Source organism: Temperatibacter marinus, assembly GCF_031598375.1.
Taxonomy (GTDB): Bacteria; Pseudomonadota; Alphaproteobacteria; order Sphingomonadales; family Kordiimonadaceae; genus Temperatibacter; species Temperatibacter marinus.
The window spans coordinates 3,103,019-3,118,287 of sequence record NZ_CP123872.1 but is presented as its reverse complement, the minus strand read 5'-3'; the positions used below and the strand labels follow the sequence as shown (position 1 = coordinate 3,118,287).

The following is a 15,269-nucleotide window of genomic DNA, read 5'->3' as shown; positions in this document are numbered from 1 at the left end:
GTAAGAATATTTGCTGTGTAACTTGAAAGCTCTGTTTTTCCAACCATTTTATGATATAATAGATTTGCTGTACCTCCCCATGGGGCGCAGCTATTGCCTGTTTCAAGGAAGTTATTCCTGATCTGATCATACCTCAGGCCCGTAAACAGGACAGAAAGGGCAGCATATTGCACCCTCAGACATAAAGGAAATCCAGATGGATGCCGTACTTGAAAGGTCGCCTGATTTAGGCGATGACCTGGAACTGAAGGACGCCACTGCAGATCACGCCTCTGCGAAGCCGACCAGAGAGGAAGCTGAAGAAGCTGTGCGTACATTGTTGCGCTGGGCAGGAGAAAATCCTGAAAGAGAAGGTCTTTTAGAAACGCCGAAAAGGGTTACAAAAGCTTACTTAGAATTTTTCAAAGGCTATAGTCAAAACCCTCATGAAATTTTATCAAAAACATTTGAAGAGGTTGAGGGCTATAACGACATGGTTGTTGTGAAAGATATCCCCTTTGAAAGTCATTGTGAGCATCATATGGTTCCAATCATTGGTAAGGCTCATGTGGCTTATATGCCGAATGGAAGAGTTGTTGGCCTTTCGAAACTTGCTCGCACGGTCGATCTGTTTGCAAAGCGTCTTCAAGTTCAAGAGAAGATGACAGCACAAATCGCGGATGCAATAGAACAAGAGTTGCAAGCCGAAGGAGTTGCCGTTGTGATTGACGCGGCCCATCACTGTATGACAATGCGCGGCGTTCATAAGCATGATACCACAACGGTCACACATAGTTTCAGAGGTTGTTTCAACGAGTCGAAGTTTGAGAAAAGGTTTTGGCGCGCTGTTCAGGGGTGAACTCGGGATATTTTAAATGAAACTTAATCAAATAACATTGCCTGTATCTGACATGCAGGCAGCTGTTGCTTTCTATCTGTCGCTGGGGTTCTTGCAGATTGTGGACACACCTCATTATGCGCGATTTGAAGATCAAGATGGAACCGCCAGTTTTTCTCTCTCTCTAGAGGAAAATGCCGTCAATGGGGCAATCATCTATTTTGAAGAAGAAGAGCTTGATGATTGGGTCCATCGCTTAAAGGAAAAGGGGCATATTTTCTTAACAGAGCCGGAAACAAAAAGCTACCTCTGGCGCGAGGCTATGCTAGAAGACCCATCTGGGAATAAAATTAAACTTTACTGGGCAGGCGAGAACCGGTTAAATCCTCCCTGGAGAGTTGAGATTAGAGAGTGATAATGGAATTTTATACGCCAAAAAGCCGAAGCGACCTGGAAGAAGGATCTGGTTTTGCCCCCAAATTTGATGACCGCGGTTTAATTCCCGTGACAACAACATGTGTCAAAACTGGGGGGATATTGATGCAGGCTTGGATGGATGCGGAAGCGATAAAGCAAACGCTGATAACCAAAGAAGCGCATTATTTTTCTCGCTCTAGACAGGAGCTTTGGCATAAAGGGGCTACTTCTGGGGAAATTCAAAAAGTAATCAATTTCAAAACAGATTGCGACCAAGATAGTCTTTGGCTGATTGTTGAGCAAATGGGAGAGGGCTGCTGTCATGTGGGCTACCCCTCTTGCTTTTATCGAGAAATAAGCCTTGAGGATGAGGGGGGCCGACTAGAGACAACCCTCACAAAAAAATAGGCCCCGTCTTCATGGCCTATTTTCCGTTATAAATTATTTTCAAACAACTTAAATATGCGTCGATATTCATCCAACCAGCTGGATGGCTCTGTGAAGCCATGGTTTTCGACCGGAAAAATCGCTGTTTCAAAATTGTCAGTCTTTTCAAGTTCAATCAGTCTTTGTACTAATCTGACGGTGTCTTGGAAGAAGACATTGCTGTCCACCATAGGTGCATTTAATAAGAGTGGCTTTTGTAAGCCTTCTGCAAAATATATTGGACTGCTGCGCTCAAATGCAATGGGGTCAACCTGAGGGGTGTTGAGAATGTTAGATGTATAGCCATGATTATAACTGGTCCAATCAGAGACAAGACGCAAGGCTGAGCCTGCAGCAAATAAATCAGGCTCTTTAAACATGGCCATTAACGTCAGAAAGCCACCGTATGACCCCCCGTATCCGCCAATGCGCTTTGGATCTACATTCTCATTTTCTATCATGAAATTAATACCGCTTCGAATATCCTCAACTTCAGGTGTTCCCATCTGACGGTAGATAGCTGTCCGCCAGTCTCGGCCATAGCCCTTTGATGCTCGCCAGTCCATGTCCATCACAACATATCCTTTTTGAATAAGCATCTGATGGAACATAAATTCACGGAAATATCCAGACCACCCCTTGTGCGCATTTTGGAGATACCCTGCACCGTGGATAAACATAACAGCGCGTTTTTTTATAGCGTCATGTTGAGCGACGGGTCTATAGACGCGGGCATAAATCGGACGGTCATGGTGATCAGATTTTACCTCAACGATCTCAGGCGTTTGCCAAGAATATGATTTAAACTCTTCACTGGTGAAAGCACTAATTTGGACAGCTTTTGAGTTTGAGTGCGCTGATTGCACAAACAATTCTGGCGGCATGATTGTCTTAGAGTGCTCAAGCAGTAGAGACGATTCATCAGGACTAAGACGATAGTCAATCAATCCCCCTAAAGACGTGAGTTGCTCATGTTTTCCTGAGGCGAGAGCCACACGGTAAATTTCAAAAACACCAGGATGTTCCTTATTTGCTCGGTAATAAAGATAGTCTCCTTTCTTGGTCACAGTTATTCTGTCTGCAACATAAGAACCTTTAGTGAGCTGAATAGTTTTTTGGCCTGGCTTTTTAAGATAGATATGTGCATAGCCATCTTCTTCGGATTGGTAGAAAAATTGATCTGAAGAGGGAAGCCAACCCATCTGATTGTGATGATAATTTATCCATGCATCGTCATGAAGGCGGTGTTCTTGTTTGAATTTTGCTGTGCTAAGGTCAACCGTTGCAATCCAACGATCTTTATTGTCATGAGCCTCCATCATTACGGCGACATCAGCACCGTTTGGAGACCAAAGGGCTCTCCAGAAAACGATATTCCTAGGGGCATTTTGGGAAGTGTATGATTTACCGTCCCGTTGCATATTTTCCTGTTTAACTGACGCAAGGACGTCTTCGTCAAAGCCATCCAAGTCTTTGATGCTTAATTGCAATTTTGTGCTGGATTTCAAGTCAAGGAGCCATAATTTTTCTTTGGGAGGCGTCGTCGTTCCAACCCTAACTCTGGCTTTGACGGCTTCCACGGATGCATCTCCCGTGATATAGTTGGGCATAACATCCTTTTTGTTGTAGGCATCGCCTTTTTCGCGTGTGGCGACGATCATTTTATCTCCCGTTGGCGAGAGGCTTGACCAGCGAATTGTTACCTCTTTACCGAGATAGATGGAATCAGGAAGTGAGGCTGGCGCGGCTTCTTTTAGAGCGTCTCTATGTGCCTTAGCAGCTTTTTTTTCCGCATGTTTCTTGGCTACATATTCAATTAATTTATGCTGTTCCTTGGCAACATATGATTTTGGATCCTTGATGCTCTTGGGAGGTTTGCCAATTTTAAGATTAGCCAGCTCTGCCAATTGAAAGTTGTCGGGATTTAGGCTGTAATAGGTCCAGCCGCTTCGGAAAACAATTTTACCAGTGCTTAAAAATTGAAGACCTGTTTTGCTCTCTGAGGTGAAGGTAAGTTGTTTAAGCTTACCAGTTGCTACAGCCCGCATGAAAATATTGCCATTTGAGAGATAAATAAGCTTTGATTTGTCGGCATTCCATACGGCCCGGTTTGAGAGGGTGTGCAAAGAATGTGCATCAACTTGGTTCGGCGTATCGCCTGCATCAATGCCATCGACAAAGCTATCACGAATAGGACTGTTTAGCCGCTTTTGACTGTATATAATTTTATCGCTCTTATAATGCCAGCGCCAGTTTTGCGCAGGTCTGCCCATCCAGTCAGGGTCAGACATGACTTTTTTTAGTGTGATTTTTTTATCTGTTGTTTGAGCCTCAGAAGACAAGAAGCTACAGGCAATCAGACTGCTTATAAGAATTACTTTTTTCATACTATTCCCTCTTTTGTGAGTTGATTTAACTATAGAACGCAATATGTGGATGAAAAGTCTTTTTCTTTTGCTAAGATGCAATAAATATCAAGATAGATGACCAGATGAAGGATAGACCATGATCACACTCCAACTTTTTGGGGCTTTTCGAGATTTTAATGAGAGTAATAAACTTTCGCTAGAGTATAGCGAAGGTATGACAGTCAATGAGGTAAAGAATCAAATTCGTCAGCACTTTCAGGGACAAGAATCCTTTCTCTTGCTTTTAGATCGCTCGCGCTTAGCTGATGACACGCATATTTTTCTAGATGGAGAGAAATTAAATAGCCCTGGGGACTATGCTTTGCTCCCGCCTGTGAACGGAGGATGAGATGGCAGATCAAAATTCTTGGTTTAGTGTTGGTGTAAGTGAAGAGAGACTCTCTACTGATGGTGCAGAAAAATTTATTGAGCATCCAGGGCATGGGGCCCAGACGAGTTTTATCGGGGCTGTCCGTGATCTCAATATGGGGCGTTCTGTTGAAGGGGTCTCCTATGATTGTTTTGATCCACTCACAAAAACAATATTCACTACTCTAGTTCATAAAGCGCGAGAAAAATGGGGGCAGATGAAGGTCTATTGCTGGCATTATAAAGGCCGTTTAGATGTTAAGGGCCTCAGCATCATCATCGCGGTTTCAACACCTCACAGAGATGAGGCTTTTCAAGCTTGTCGTTTTCTGATTGAAGAAATTAAGCATCAAGCGCCCATTTGGAAAAAGGAACACTACGTGGACGGAGACAGTGAGTGGACTGAAGGGTGCGAACTTTGTGGCGAAGATCATGTCCATAAAGGTCATCAGCACACACACGATCATTAACTCTACGGCGATCTAAAACTGGACAGAGGTAAAAGTTGATCTAATTTAAAGAAGATGAACGAGGGGAGTTTTTTATGACACATCAAGATATTATCATTCCTGAAGAAGTATTTGATTGGTACGACAGCTATGCCCATGGTGGCATTGATAGACGAGAATTTATGACTCGTCTTGGTAAATATGCTGTAGGCGGTTTAACAGTAGCTGCGCTCGCCGGGGCTATTTTACCAAACTATGCGCTGGCGGAACAGGTTTCCTTCAATGATCCTGAAATTAAAGCAACCTATGAGACTTTCCTTTCTCCTGATGGGCATGGTGAAGGTCGAGGGTATTACGTCTCACCCCGAAAGGCTGACGGTCCACAGCCAGCAGTTCTTGTTGTTCATGAAAATCGAGGGCTTAATCCTTATGTCAAAGATGTTGCACGGCGCCTTGCAAAAGCAGGGTTTATTGCATTTGCCCCCGATGCACTTCATCCTCTGGGTGGCTATCCAGGAAATGATGATGAAGGTCGTAAAATGCAACGCAGCATGGATCGCTCAAAGATTGAAGCGGACTTTAAAGCTGCGGCGAAATTCTTGAAAACGAGAGAAGATACGACTGAAAAAACGGGTGTCGTTGGTTTTTGTTTTGGTGGTTTTATTAGCAATATGCTCGCGGCAGAAGTGCCGGATCTTATTGATGCGTCAGTGCCTTATTACGGCAGTCCAGCGCGCCTAGAAACTATCAAAAACATTAAGGCTCCCATGATGCACCAACTGGGGTCACTTGATAAGCGGATTAATCAGATGTGGCCTAGCTATGAGGCTGCTTTGAAGGCAGGGGGTGTAGACTTTAGAATGCATATGTATGCAGACGCACATCATGGCTTTCATAATGATAGTACGCGGCGCTTTAAAAAAGATGCTGCAGATCTCTCATGGGAAAGAACTCTTGCATTCTTTAAAGAACATTTAGCTTAAGAAAGTTATGAAATGACCTGCTTAACTTTTTAAGCAGGTTCTTCAATACGGCAGCGAGAATTAATAATTTCATTAATTGTTGATATGATTGTTTCCTTCTCACCTCGGATTGCACCATGTGAAAGAATGGTTGATGCCGCTCCATTGATAATGGATGTAGGGGATGAAGCTGAATATAATTTGATCATATGCAAAGCTTGTGCAGCCTTATCTGATGCCAAATAGTATGATATCATAGCTAGTGGCTCCGTGGGCACATTCCCCAGCACGAGTTCCCAATTACTCATAAACATTTACCTCTCATGACGTGTTTTCCCAAAACACTGATCCTATGTTTACCAAGAAAGTCCTAATAAATGGTAACCAAGGCACAAAAGGCTATTTATAGACTGTAATACTAAGGTTCTATTATCTACACTAAAGCGCTGACAGTCACTGGGACGCCGTTTACAGCAGCATTGCCACTCACTGCATCAATCAGCGTTGTATCGGTGATGTCATTACAACTGACACCGTCTTTTTCAGTGGCCGTGGAAAGTCGGCCTCTGCGCCCTTTGTGCCCCCAGCCATGAGGTAAGCTTACGACACCAAGCATCATATCTTCATTTGCTTCGACTTCTGTAATGACACTCCCAACGGCAGAAGAGATCTCTACTTTGGCGCGATCATTAATGCCTAGAGATTTCATGTCCTCAGGGTTCATAAAAAGGTGAGAGCGCATCTTACCTTTCACTAATCTTTTTGAGTTATGCATCCAACTGTTGTTACTTCTTATATGACGACGCCCGATCAACAAGAGTCCCTTACTGGTATTTGCATCTGCAGATCTCTTTACCCGTTCAATATCTTCTAAAATATAAGCGCTGTTGAGGATGATTTTTGGGTGATGGCTTGCAAGACGTTGGGGCAGGCCTGGTTTAAGTGGACCAAGGTCAATGCCGTGTGGGTTTGCTTTCAGTTTAGCAAGGGATAAGGCGAGGTCATGGTCACTTTTAGCGCCGTAAGGGCCATATTGGATCCCTCTGTCGATAATTTGATGGGGTGGGGGAAGCGGTTGGCTATCAATATCCTTTGCTTTTGCAATGACACTCGCTAGTTCATTCATAATTTCCCAGTCGTGCTTAGTGCTGTCTTCAGGGATGATCACAGGCTCGTTGTAACGGGTTACGTCTCTGACGGCGAACCGGTTGAAGACGACATCATAATGGTCATGTTCTAGCGTTGAAGTTGGGGGAAGGATAACATCCGCATGGGCCGTAGTTTCATTAATGTAAAAGTCAATTGAGACCATGAAGTCTAATGTTTGAAAGGCTTCTTCAAGGCCACGTCCGTCTGGCGTTGATAGGATAGGATTGCCTGCGATGGTAACCATTGATTTGATTTGCCCTTCGCCGGGCGTAGTAATTTCTTCTGCCATACTCACACAGGGTATTTCTCCGCCGGCCATAGGTTTGCCGCTCACACGACTGCGTCCGGGGATGTAGTTGCCAGGGCCACTTTCGGCGTTCGATGAAATGTTGGCAAAGGCTGGTGTCGGGACTATCGCGCCGCCTCGAACATCTAGATTGCCTGCGAGAATGTTGATTACTTGTATCGCCCACTGACAAAGTGTTCCATGGATTTGTGTCGACACCCCCATGCGGCCATAGCAGACGGCTCTTTTGGTCAAAGTAATCTCTTTGGCAATGGTTTTAATTTTTGTTGCAGGGATTCCACAGATAGAAGAAGCATAGTCAGCTGTGAAGTCTGTGACGAGAGGTAGGATGTCCTCTAAACCTTCTAAATGGGGTTCAAGGTGACCTAGGTTTTCAAGGGGATCACACAACAGCTGATGAATGAGAGCGAGCAAAAAGAAAGCATCAGTACCTGGTTTGATGAAAAAATGTTCATCTGCCAGCTTGGCGGTCTCTGTCTTTCTTGGATCGATAACGATCACCTTGCCACCTCGTTCTTGAATGGCTTTGAGACGTGCTTTCACGTCAGGCACAGTCATTAAGCTGCCATTTGAAGCCAAGGGGTTTGCCCCTAACATGAGCATATAATCTGTATGATCAATATCGGGAATCGGGATCATAAACTGATGTCCGTACATGGCATAGGAAACCAATTGATGAGGGAGCTGATCTATAGAGGAAGCAGAAAAATTGTTTTTGGTGCCTATGGATTTTCTTAAAACACTCCCATGGGTCATTGTTCCGTAATTATGCACCGAGGGGTTCCCAGCATAAATACCAACAGCATTGTTTCCATGGATGGCTTGGATCGAGGCGATATTGTCTGCAATGATTTGATAGGCTTCTTCCCAAGTAATCTGTAGGAAATCTTCCCCAACTTTTTTTACAGGAAATTTCAATCGATCAGGGTCTTCTTGTAAATCTTGAAGGGCAGTGCCTTTGGGACAAATGTGACCCCGGCTAAAGGGGTCTTTTTTGTCGCCTTTGATAGATATGATATTGTTATCTTTGACTTTTATTTCCAGTCCACAAATGGCCTCGCATAAATTACAAGCCCGATACACTGTCTTTGTTTCTGATGTCATTGACTTCCCTCCGCCACTGATTCTAGTCTATCCTCTCTAGAGACATGTGGCAATATGGAAAGGCTATCGCATGACGTCAGCGCGAATAGGGGTTATTCTTGCAGGGGGAAGATCTTTAAGATTTGGTCAAGATAAAGCTACGTGCCTTTACCAGGGTAAGAGCTTTTTGAGCCTCGCAAAAGATCTGTTGCAGCGTTTGAATTGTGAGACTATCCATATTTTAGGTCGGCCTGAAGGGATTGAAGATGAACGCCCGTTTTCTGGTCCTGGGCAGGCGCTCTCAAATTTTTTAAGGAAAGCAGACTACAGTAAGACTTATATTGTATTGTCTGTGGATATGCCTTTGCTTTCTAAGGTCTGCATTGACCATCTTTTGAACCATGCTCTGAGTGCTTATTTCGATCAGTCTTTCTTTCCATGCATCTTTGATAGGCCTCGTCCGCTTACAGAAAATTACTATAGAATGCGCGATATACTTGACTATTATGCAAGTGAAAGCATTGTATGCCCGACAGAATGGCAAGGTCAGTTGGCGAATATTAATACACAGAAAGACTACAAAAAAATTTGCCAATAAAAAAAAGCCCAAGGAAACCTTAGGCTTTGTTTTATGGAATAGGGGGGGGCGTTACTTGGCGTGGTTGCGATGAACCCGCCTTACCATACGCTCAAGTGGTGCATGCAAACGACTGTTTCCGGCAATAACTGACCCACTGTCTAACATTTCTGATTTCCCACTAAAGTCTGAGACATAACCGCCAGCTTCACGCACAATCAGAATGCCTGCCGCCATATCCCAGGCTTCAAGAGAGGCTTCCCAGAAGCCGTCATATCGACCCGCCGCGACATAAGCTAGATCCAAGCTTGCCGCTCCAAATCTACGAATGCCAGCCACGTTCGGCATAATTTCTTTCATTTCAGCCAGAAAAAGATCGTGATTGCCACGCCCCATGAAAGGGATGCCTGTGGCTAGAATAGATTGATCAAGTTTCTCTCTGCCAGAAACACGAATGCGGGTATCATTACAGTAAGCGCCAATGCCGCGCTCAGCCCAGAAAAGCTCTTCTTTGATGGGATCATAAACAATCCCTGCTATCAACTCCCCTCGCTCTTCAACCGCTATGGAGATAGACCAATGCGGGAGGGCATGAAGGAAGTTTGTGGTTCCATCAAGAGGATCAATGATGAAACGAGAGACATCGCTTTTGCCTTTGATTTCTCCGCCTTCTTCAAGCAGAAAACCAAAGTCAGGGCGAGCTTTTGAAAGTTCTTCAACGAGAATGCTCTCCGCTTTTTTATCCGCTTTTGATACGAAATCAGCAGGGCCTTTTTTTGTGACTTGAAGTTGTTCAACTTCGTTAAAGTCTCGGCGAAGGTGGCGTGCAGCTTTATGTGCAGCAGAAACCATTACATTCATTAAGGGGGAACGACGGGCCATGGGGGAGGCTCCTTTATATATTGGGGTTACTCAGTTACTCACCGCGGCCAGCATATTCGCGCTCGGCTGTGTTAACGATGACTTTATCACCAGCTTTCACGAAAGGAGGCACGCCGATACGCACGCCGTTTTCCAATGTGGCTGGTTTGTATGAGGATGACGCAGTTTGTCCCTTCACTACAGCTTCTGTCTCAGAGACTTCTAAGGTTACTTTTTCAGGAACTCTCACGCCAAGTGGTGATTCTTCATGGAATTCAATCTGAACCGTCATGCCGTCTTGAAGGAAGACAGTGTCCTCCCCAATGTCTTCAGCAGAAATTGAGATCTGTTCGTATGTTTGTCCGTCCATAAAAGTATACATGTCACCATCGCTAAAGAGAAATTGATAATCAACTTGTCTAAGAGATACTTTTTCGACTTTTTCAGAAGAGCGGAAGCGTTCGTTTAATTTGCTGCTATCTTTGAGGTTGCGGAGTTCTACTTGAAGGTAGGCGCCGCCTTTACCAGGTTGAGTATGGGCGATTTTTACTGCGCGCCATAGGCCACCTTTATGTTCAATGACATTTCCAGGACGAATTGTATTGCCGTCAATTTTCATGGACTAAATCCTCACGTGATAAAACATTTTAAAGAGCAAAGCGGTTAAATCGTCTGTTTAACCATAGTTGACTGGCACATAGCAGAGATGCGTATTTGGGTCAATTATAATATATGACCGAAAGGTGGGAAACGATATTGACATCTCTTTTAATGCAATTAATAATTATTATTAACTAGGAGAGAGATATGATATTATACCAAACTGAATTATTGACCCCAGAATCAAGCAGGCAAAAGACAAAAGAAAGGGTGCCTTTTTCTAAAGACGGCTCTGAATATGTGATTGCTCTTTGTCGTTTATGGGTGAAAATTATTCACTTAAAAGAAGATGAGTCTAAAAGAGAGGCTTTTATGGAAACGTTTAATCAGTGGCAAAGTTTGAGCTGTCTTCTGGGTGCAGAAGTAGTTCATGCGATGGATCGTTTCATGAGTTTACTCGCACGTCATTGCCTAACAGATATGATTATGGGATGTCGCTGCTGTGGTAAGCTGAGCCCTGATGAAATTAACCTTTTATCTATGCTTTTTTCTCTGCAAAGTGGTCAGAGAGAAAAAGCCTATGAAATTCTTGCGCGAAAGGTTGAAGCGCAGCACCTAGAGATGACTTTTCATACCCTTATTTTAATCGCATGTTCTTTACAAAAAATTGGGCTGCCTATTAAGGGTGAAATACTTGAAGCTCTGTCACAGGAAACTTATCGAGTTAGGCGCGCTGTTCATTAGAGGAATACATATTACCAGTTTGGATAAGGTGGACTGTTCACTCTGACAGAGGAAAGGGCGAGGAGAGGAGACATCCACAGAGCCTCACCCAATAGTATATTTGTATAGCTTAGATGCTTCTTGTGATCATAGTGACCAAATATTTAATATTATTGTCAAAATCATTATAATGGGTCCGATAGATCGGGCCAATTTCCTCTAATGTTGTTTGGAAAATTTGATCGGGAGTATGGGAGTGCGCTTTCCCTTTTTTGACAACAGATATGACACTTTCAAGCAGCGTGGCATCTCGGAGTACAGAGTTGCCGTTTGTTGGTTTGCCATGTCCAGGGAGAACAATCGCCGGATTGAGCAATGCGACGGCTTTGAGGCTTTTGACTAAATGTTTCAAGTCCCCATGATGTGTCATGATAGGCATCCATTCAGAATTTAGTACGTCACCGCCTATTATAATGCGTTGCTCTGGCAGCCAGACCATGACATCGCCAGGCGAATGGCCGTCCTGAGAGAAAATAAACTTCACTTTTGTCTTACCGAAAGTACGAATTTGTTCATGCTTGGCCAGAGTTTCAGGGTATGTGAATCGAATTGTCCCAGTGGTGCCTTTTGTCATTCTGTTGAAGGCGGCAGCATCTGCTTTGCCGTCTTGCTTCATCGTTGCTACCGCCTTGGCAGTGGAGATGATTTCAGCATTGATGTCTTTGAAAACGGCATTGCCAAACCAATGATCAGCATGGCTGTGAGAGTTAATCACCCAGCGGATGGGTTGATCTGTAATAGACCGAATCGCCTTTATTATCGCTCGCCCGATTGTTTCAGAAGACCCTGTGTCAATGACAAGTACACCCTCGGAAGTAATAATAAAGTAGCTGTTAGAATTCCAGCCTTTATTTTCTGCTGTAGGGCGTCCATAGGCAGGAGCTACAAGACTGTAGACATTTTTTCCAAGCTGTTGTGGGGGCATATCAAAATCTGATGCAGTGGCATGAGGGGCAATGCTGGTGTTGCCAATGAGACATGCTAAAAATAGAAATTTTATTATATATTTCATCGCTGTAGCTTTCGAAATTATTTTTGACTAGGGCTGATGTGCCTGAGCTTCTAAGAAGCTGAAGGCTTCATATACAAGCCAGTCATACCTTCAGTATAACCCAGAAGGCGGCACAATAGTCTCTGGCATGCCGAAAGCAACATGGCATTTAGTTTAGATGGGGGTACAAATGAAACTATGGTGTATTTCAGGAATTTAGGCGTGGCCGCTGTCCAAGGAGAGCATCGATATATCGATGCCAAGCATGGCCATAGCACGCGGCCAAATGTTGTCGGCTTCCGTATGAAAGAGAAGTTCAGTATCTGAAGCAGAGGTCATCCAGCTGTTTTGTTGAATTTCACCTTCCAACTGCCCAGCACTCCATCCCGCGTACCCTAACGCAATAACATAATGCTCTGGCCCTTCGTTATTGGCTATGGCCTTCAGGACATCTGTAGTTGCCGTCACAGCAAGCTTTTCGTTGATCACTGTTGTACTATCCTGACTGTAATCAGCAGAATGGATGACAAAGCCTCGACCAGGTTCGACGGGACCACCGCAGTGAATAAGGGCTTCAATCTCTTCATCGATCGTAATGTCAAGCTGTTCCATTAGGGAAGAAAGCGACATGTTGCTAAGAGGCTGATTGAGAACTACCCCCATGGCGCCTGTTTCATCATGGGAACATAGCAGCACCACGCTCCGATCGAATCGTGGGTCTGACATGCCCGGCATCGCGAGCAAAAGGTGACCTTTGAGATAGGGGCTGGATGTCATTTTTTTTGTCCAGTTTGAGATGGCGTTACCCTAACAAGACTATACTTTTTCGAAAATATAGCAAGTTCATATACAGGTTTTGTCAAAAGCGTTTTGACATTCAAAAAAAAGCTGTCAGGCTTACTTTGTCGTTTAAATTTTATGGACATAGTCACATGACAAAAGTCTTCTATAGAGATGTGAAATCTCTTTATCCAAAAGCAGTTTCAGCACATGGAATGTATCTCACAGATTCACAGGGAAAACAGTATTTAGATATGAGTGGGGGGGCGGCGTCGGCCAGTATGGGGCACGGGCATCCTCAGGTCATAGAAGCTATGCATCGTCAAATTGATCAAGTAGCCTATGCGCACTCTGGTTTTTTCACGACGGACCCCCAAGAACAGTTAGCAGAGCTTATCACCCAGCAATTTCAAGAAGCAAACTCCTATGTGTATTTCTCCTCTGGAGGGTCTGAAGCCAATGAGACAGCCTTAAAAATGGCTTGGCAATATTGGCGGCAAAAAGGGCAGCCCAAAAAAGTAAAAATCATCAGCCGTGAACATAGTTATCATGGCAATACTCTAGGTGCTCTCTCTGTTAGCGGCAATCTGCCTAGAAGGCGATCAATGGATAATATTTTGCTTGATTGGCCGCGAACGAAGGCCTGCTACAGATTCAGACTTGGGGCCGAACATGCTTCTGAGGAGGCCTATTGTTCCTATTTGATTGATGAGTTAGAGACCCTTATCAATAAAGAAGGAGCCGAGACGATTGCAGCCTTTATTGCGGAGCCAATTGTGGGGGCTTCGTTAGGCGTCGTTCCTGCAGTAGAAGGGTATTTTAGTCGCGTTAGGGATCTCTGTAATGCCCATTCAATCCTTCTGATTTCTGATGAAGTTATGTGCGGCATTGGTCGCACGGGATCCTATTTCGCTCATCAGCAGGAAGGGGTCATTCCAGACATGGTCACTCTAGGTAAAGGAATTGCGTCAGGGTATCAGCCGCTCGCTGCTACGCTGGTCAGAGAAGAAATTCATCAGCATTTTGTTCAGACGGAGGGCTTTAAACACGGTCATACGTACGTGGGGCATGCCACGGCCTGTGCTGCCGGATTGGCTGTTCATACCCTGTTGTTGAACGAAGGGGTGTTAGAGAATGTGTCTCCCAGAGGTGAGTATTTTAGAAAGGCCTTGAAGCATCAGTTTAGCGCACACCCCCATGTGGGAGATATTCGTGGACGTGGTCTGATGATTGGTATTGAATTCGTGAAAGATAAAGATACATTCGCTCCCATTGAAGATGCTGTGGCTCTTCCTTCTCAAATTAAAAAAGCCGCCATGAACCATGGGTTAATTTGCTATCCTGGTGGTGGGTCCTCTCAGGATGGTTTGAGTAAGCATATTCTCTTGGCACCGCCGTATATCCTTGAAGATCGTCATAGTGACGAAGCAATCCTAAAAATCGATCGTTTGTTAAAGGACATAAAGTATGTCTAATCCCATGATCATTATGGCCGCTCCAAATGGCGCGCGCCGCCAGAAGGCGGATCATCCCCTTATTCCACTGTCAATTCCTGAAATTGTTAGAGTGGCTGAAGAGGTGAATGAAGCGGGATGTTCGATGCTTCATTTACATATCCGTGATCACAAGGGGCTCCATAGCTTAGATCCCGATATATACAACGAGGCGCTGAAAGCGATCAGAGTCATTCTAAAAGATCACCTCATTCTTCAAGTCACAACGGAAGCCGTTGGGCAATATTCGAAAGACGAGCAAGTGGCTGTGATTAAATCCCTAAAGCCAGAAGCTGTGTCTTTAGCCCTCAGAGAATTGTGTCCTGATGATGCGGATGAGAAAGATTTCGCTGAGCTTAACAGATGGATGCAAAAAGAGAATGTTTTCCCTCAATATATTCTTTATGACGAGAATGATTATCAACGATTTATAGGGATGAGGAACCGAGGTCTTCTGGCGCGGGCAAATCCTTTTGTTTTATTTGTCATAGGGCGACATCAAAATGATCAACAAGATCAATGTCTTTATGAACAGGCAAAGAAAACAGACCTTCCTTGGACAATGTGTGGTTTTGGGGCACGAGAGCAGAAGATAGTGGGCTTTGCAGCAGAGCACTCTGGACATGTTCGTGTTGGATTTGAGAATAATATTATGCACTCTGCAGCGGTACCGCTGGAGGATCATCAATTTATGATTCTCAAAGCGCAGGAGGCGGCTCAAAAATCGGGAAGAACTCTTGCAACAGCTGATACGATTAGAAAGCTGTTTTCCTTATAAAAAAAAGGCGCCATTTCGG

The 15,269-nt window shown here is 44.3% G+C and carries 17 protein-coding genes; 10 read left to right on the top strand and 7 right to left on the bottom strand.

Annotated elements, in window-relative coordinates; translation table 11 throughout:
- Positions 1 to 196 precede the first annotated feature (196 nt).
- From folE to hisI, 3 genes are read left to right on the top strand one after another with little or no spacing between them, the layout of a single operon-like run.
- On the top strand, positions 197 to 838 hold the full coding sequence (folE, locus tag QGN29_RS14170; protein WP_310798531.1) for a GTP cyclohydrolase I FolE: 642 nt from the start codon (positions 197 to 199) through the stop codon (positions 836 to 838).
- A 16-nt stretch (positions 839 to 854) separates the two neighbouring features.
- Entirely contained in the window at positions 855 to 1,232 is a 378-nt protein-coding gene (locus QGN29_RS14165; protein WP_310798530.1) for a VOC family protein, read from the top strand.
- Positions 1,233 to 1,234: 2 nt separating this feature from the next.
- Entirely contained in the window at positions 1,235 to 1,642 is a 408-nt protein-coding gene (hisI, locus tag QGN29_RS14160; RefSeq protein ID WP_310798529.1) for a phosphoribosyl-AMP cyclohydrolase, read from the top strand.
- A gap of 26 nt (positions 1,643 to 1,668) precedes the next feature.
- On the opposite strand, the gene QGN29_RS14155 is transcribed toward hisI, so the two are convergent.
- Complete coding sequence (locus tag QGN29_RS14155; RefSeq protein WP_310798528.1) at positions 1,669 to 4,047, bottom strand: S9 family peptidase; 2,379 nt, start codon at positions 4,045 to 4,047, stop codon at positions 1,669 to 1,671.
- Positions 4,048 to 4,165: 118 nt separating this feature from the next.
- Here QGN29_RS14155 and QGN29_RS14150 point away from each other — a divergent pair, with 118 nt between their 5' ends.
- From QGN29_RS14150 to QGN29_RS14140, 3 genes are all read left to right on the top strand, one after another.
- Positions 4,166 to 4,417: a MoaD/ThiS family protein gene (locus QGN29_RS14150; protein ID WP_310798527.1), complete on the top strand. Its 252-nt coding sequence runs from the start codon at positions 4,166 to 4,168 to the stop codon at positions 4,415 to 4,417.
- A gap of 1 nt (position 4,418) precedes the next feature.
- Complete coding sequence (locus QGN29_RS14145; protein ID WP_310798526.1) at positions 4,419 to 4,907, top strand: molybdenum cofactor biosynthesis protein MoaE; 489 nt, start codon at positions 4,419 to 4,421, stop codon at positions 4,905 to 4,907.
- A 74-nt stretch (positions 4,908 to 4,981) separates the two neighbouring features.
- Positions 4,982 to 5,869 carry a dienelactone hydrolase family protein gene (locus QGN29_RS14140; RefSeq protein WP_310798525.1) on the top strand — a complete coding sequence of 296 codons (888 nt, stop codon included), beginning with the start codon at positions 4,982 to 4,984 and terminating at the stop codon, positions 5,867 to 5,869.
- Between the two features lie 29 nt (positions 5,870 to 5,898).
- Here the strand turns inward: QGN29_RS14140 and QGN29_RS14135 are convergent, their stop codons facing one another.
- The gene (locus QGN29_RS14135; protein WP_310798524.1) at positions 5,899 to 6,162 is read right to left on the bottom strand and encodes a hypothetical protein; all 264 of its coding nucleotides are present in this window, start codon (positions 6,160 to 6,162) and stop codon (positions 5,899 to 5,901) included.
- Between the two features lie 119 nt (positions 6,163 to 6,281).
- On the bottom strand, positions 6,282 to 8,408 hold the full coding sequence (locus QGN29_RS14130; protein ID WP_310798523.1) for a molybdopterin-dependent oxidoreductase: 2,127 nt from the start codon (positions 8,406 to 8,408) through the stop codon (positions 6,282 to 6,284).
- 70 nt (positions 8,409 to 8,478) lie between these two features.
- Between QGN29_RS14130 and QGN29_RS14125 the strand changes: the two genes are divergently transcribed.
- On the top strand, positions 8,479 to 8,985 hold the full coding sequence (locus tag QGN29_RS14125) for an NTP transferase domain-containing protein (RefSeq protein ID WP_310798522.1): 507 nt from the start codon (positions 8,479 to 8,481) through the stop codon (positions 8,983 to 8,985).
- 51 nt (positions 8,986 to 9,036) lie between these two features.
- Here QGN29_RS14125 and QGN29_RS14120 read toward each other — a convergent pair whose 3' ends face one another.
- Both QGN29_RS14120 and efp read right to left on the bottom strand, forming a co-directional pair.
- The gene (locus QGN29_RS14120) at positions 9,037 to 9,846 is read right to left on the bottom strand and encodes an inositol monophosphatase family protein (RefSeq protein WP_310798521.1); all 810 of its coding nucleotides are present in this window, start codon (positions 9,844 to 9,846) and stop codon (positions 9,037 to 9,039) included.
- Positions 9,847 to 9,880: 34 nt separating this feature from the next.
- Complete coding sequence (gene efp / locus QGN29_RS14115; protein WP_310798520.1) at positions 9,881 to 10,444, bottom strand: elongation factor P; 564 nt, start codon at positions 10,442 to 10,444, stop codon at positions 9,881 to 9,883.
- A gap of 188 nt (positions 10,445 to 10,632) precedes the next feature.
- On the opposite strand from efp, the gene QGN29_RS14110 reads away from it, so the two are divergent.
- Positions 10,633 to 11,169, top strand: a complete 537-nt coding sequence (locus tag QGN29_RS14110) for a hypothetical protein (RefSeq protein WP_310798519.1) — start codon at positions 10,633 to 10,635, stop codon at positions 11,167 to 11,169.
- Positions 11,170 to 11,278: 109 nt separating this feature from the next.
- On the opposite strand, the gene QGN29_RS14105 is transcribed toward QGN29_RS14110, so the two are convergent.
- Positions 11,279 to 12,220 carry an MBL fold metallo-hydrolase gene (locus QGN29_RS14105; protein ID WP_310798518.1) on the bottom strand — a complete coding sequence of 314 codons (942 nt, stop codon included), beginning with the start codon at positions 12,218 to 12,220 and terminating at the stop codon, positions 11,279 to 11,281.
- 195 nt (positions 12,221 to 12,415) lie between these two features.
- A complete protein-coding gene (locus QGN29_RS14100; RefSeq protein WP_310798517.1) occupies positions 12,416 to 12,976 on the bottom strand; it encodes a YqgE/AlgH family protein in 561 nt (186 codons plus the stop codon).
- 155 nt (positions 12,977 to 13,131) lie between these two features.
- On the opposite strand from QGN29_RS14100, the gene QGN29_RS14095 reads away from it, so the two are divergent.
- Entirely contained in the window at positions 13,132 to 14,454 is a 1,323-nt protein-coding gene (locus QGN29_RS14095) for an aspartate aminotransferase family protein (RefSeq protein ID WP_310798516.1), read from the top strand.
- Positions 14,447 to 15,250, top strand: coding sequence for a beta-keto acid cleavage family enzyme (locus tag QGN29_RS14090; RefSeq protein ID WP_310798515.1), 804 nt, complete (start codon positions 14,447 to 14,449; stop codon positions 15,248 to 15,250). Before QGN29_RS14095 ends, QGN29_RS14090 begins: the two co-directional genes overlap by 8 nt.
- Positions 15,251 to 15,269 lie beyond the last annotated feature (19 nt).

What these genes read in the sequence shown, in the direction of transcription:
- QGN29_RS14165 (WP_310798530.1), top strand. Translation starts at nt 855, where the DNA reads ATGAAACTTAATCAAATAACATTGCCTGTATCTGACATGCAGGCAGCT.
- QGN29_RS14155 (WP_310798528.1), bottom strand. Translation starts at nt 4,047, where the DNA reads ATGAAAAAAGTAATTCTTATAAGCAGTCTGATTGCCTGTAGCTTCTTG.
- QGN29_RS14120 (WP_310798521.1), bottom strand. Translation starts at nt 9,846, where the DNA reads ATGGCCCGTCGTTCCCCCTTAATGAATGTAATGGTTTCTGCTGCACAT.
- folE (WP_310798531.1), top strand. Translation starts at nt 197, where the DNA reads ATGGATGCCGTACTTGAAAGGTCGCCTGATTTAGGCGATGACCTGGAA.
- QGN29_RS14110 (WP_310798519.1), top strand. Translation starts at nt 10,633, where the DNA reads ATGATATTATACCAAACTGAATTATTGACCCCAGAATCAAGCAGGCAA.
- QGN29_RS14100 (WP_310798517.1), bottom strand. Translation starts at nt 12,976, where the DNA reads ATGACATCCAGCCCCTATCTCAAAGGTCACCTTTTGCTCGCGATGCCG.
- QGN29_RS14125 (WP_310798522.1), top strand. Translation starts at nt 8,479, where the DNA reads ATGACGTCAGCGCGAATAGGGGTTATTCTTGCAGGGGGAAGATCTTTA.
- QGN29_RS14095 (WP_310798516.1), top strand. Translation starts at nt 13,132, where the DNA reads ATGACAAAAGTCTTCTATAGAGATGTGAAATCTCTTTATCCAAAAGCA.
- QGN29_RS14145 (WP_310798526.1), top strand. Translation starts at nt 4,419, where the DNA reads ATGGCAGATCAAAATTCTTGGTTTAGTGTTGGTGTAAGTGAAGAGAGA.
- QGN29_RS14140 (WP_310798525.1), top strand. Translation starts at nt 4,982, where the DNA reads ATGACACATCAAGATATTATCATTCCTGAAGAAGTATTTGATTGGTAC.
- efp (WP_310798520.1), bottom strand. Translation starts at nt 10,444, where the DNA reads ATGAAAATTGACGGCAATACAATTCGTCCTGGAAATGTCATTGAACAT.
- QGN29_RS14130 (WP_310798523.1), bottom strand. Translation starts at nt 8,408, where the DNA reads ATGACATCAGAAACAAAGACAGTGTATCGGGCTTGTAATTTATGCGAG.
- QGN29_RS14135 (WP_310798524.1), bottom strand. Translation starts at nt 6,162, where the DNA reads ATGTTTATGAGTAATTGGGAACTCGTGCTGGGGAATGTGCCCACGGAG.
- QGN29_RS14150 (WP_310798527.1), top strand. Translation starts at nt 4,166, where the DNA reads ATGATCACACTCCAACTTTTTGGGGCTTTTCGAGATTTTAATGAGAGT.
- hisI (WP_310798529.1), top strand. Translation starts at nt 1,235, where the DNA reads ATGGAATTTTATACGCCAAAAAGCCGAAGCGACCTGGAAGAAGGATCT.
- QGN29_RS14105 (WP_310798518.1), bottom strand. Translation starts at nt 12,220, where the DNA reads ATGAAATATATAATAAAATTTCTATTTTTAGCATGTCTCATTGGCAAC.
- QGN29_RS14090 (WP_310798515.1), top strand. Translation starts at nt 14,447, where the DNA reads ATGTCTAATCCCATGATCATTATGGCCGCTCCAAATGGCGCGCGCCGC.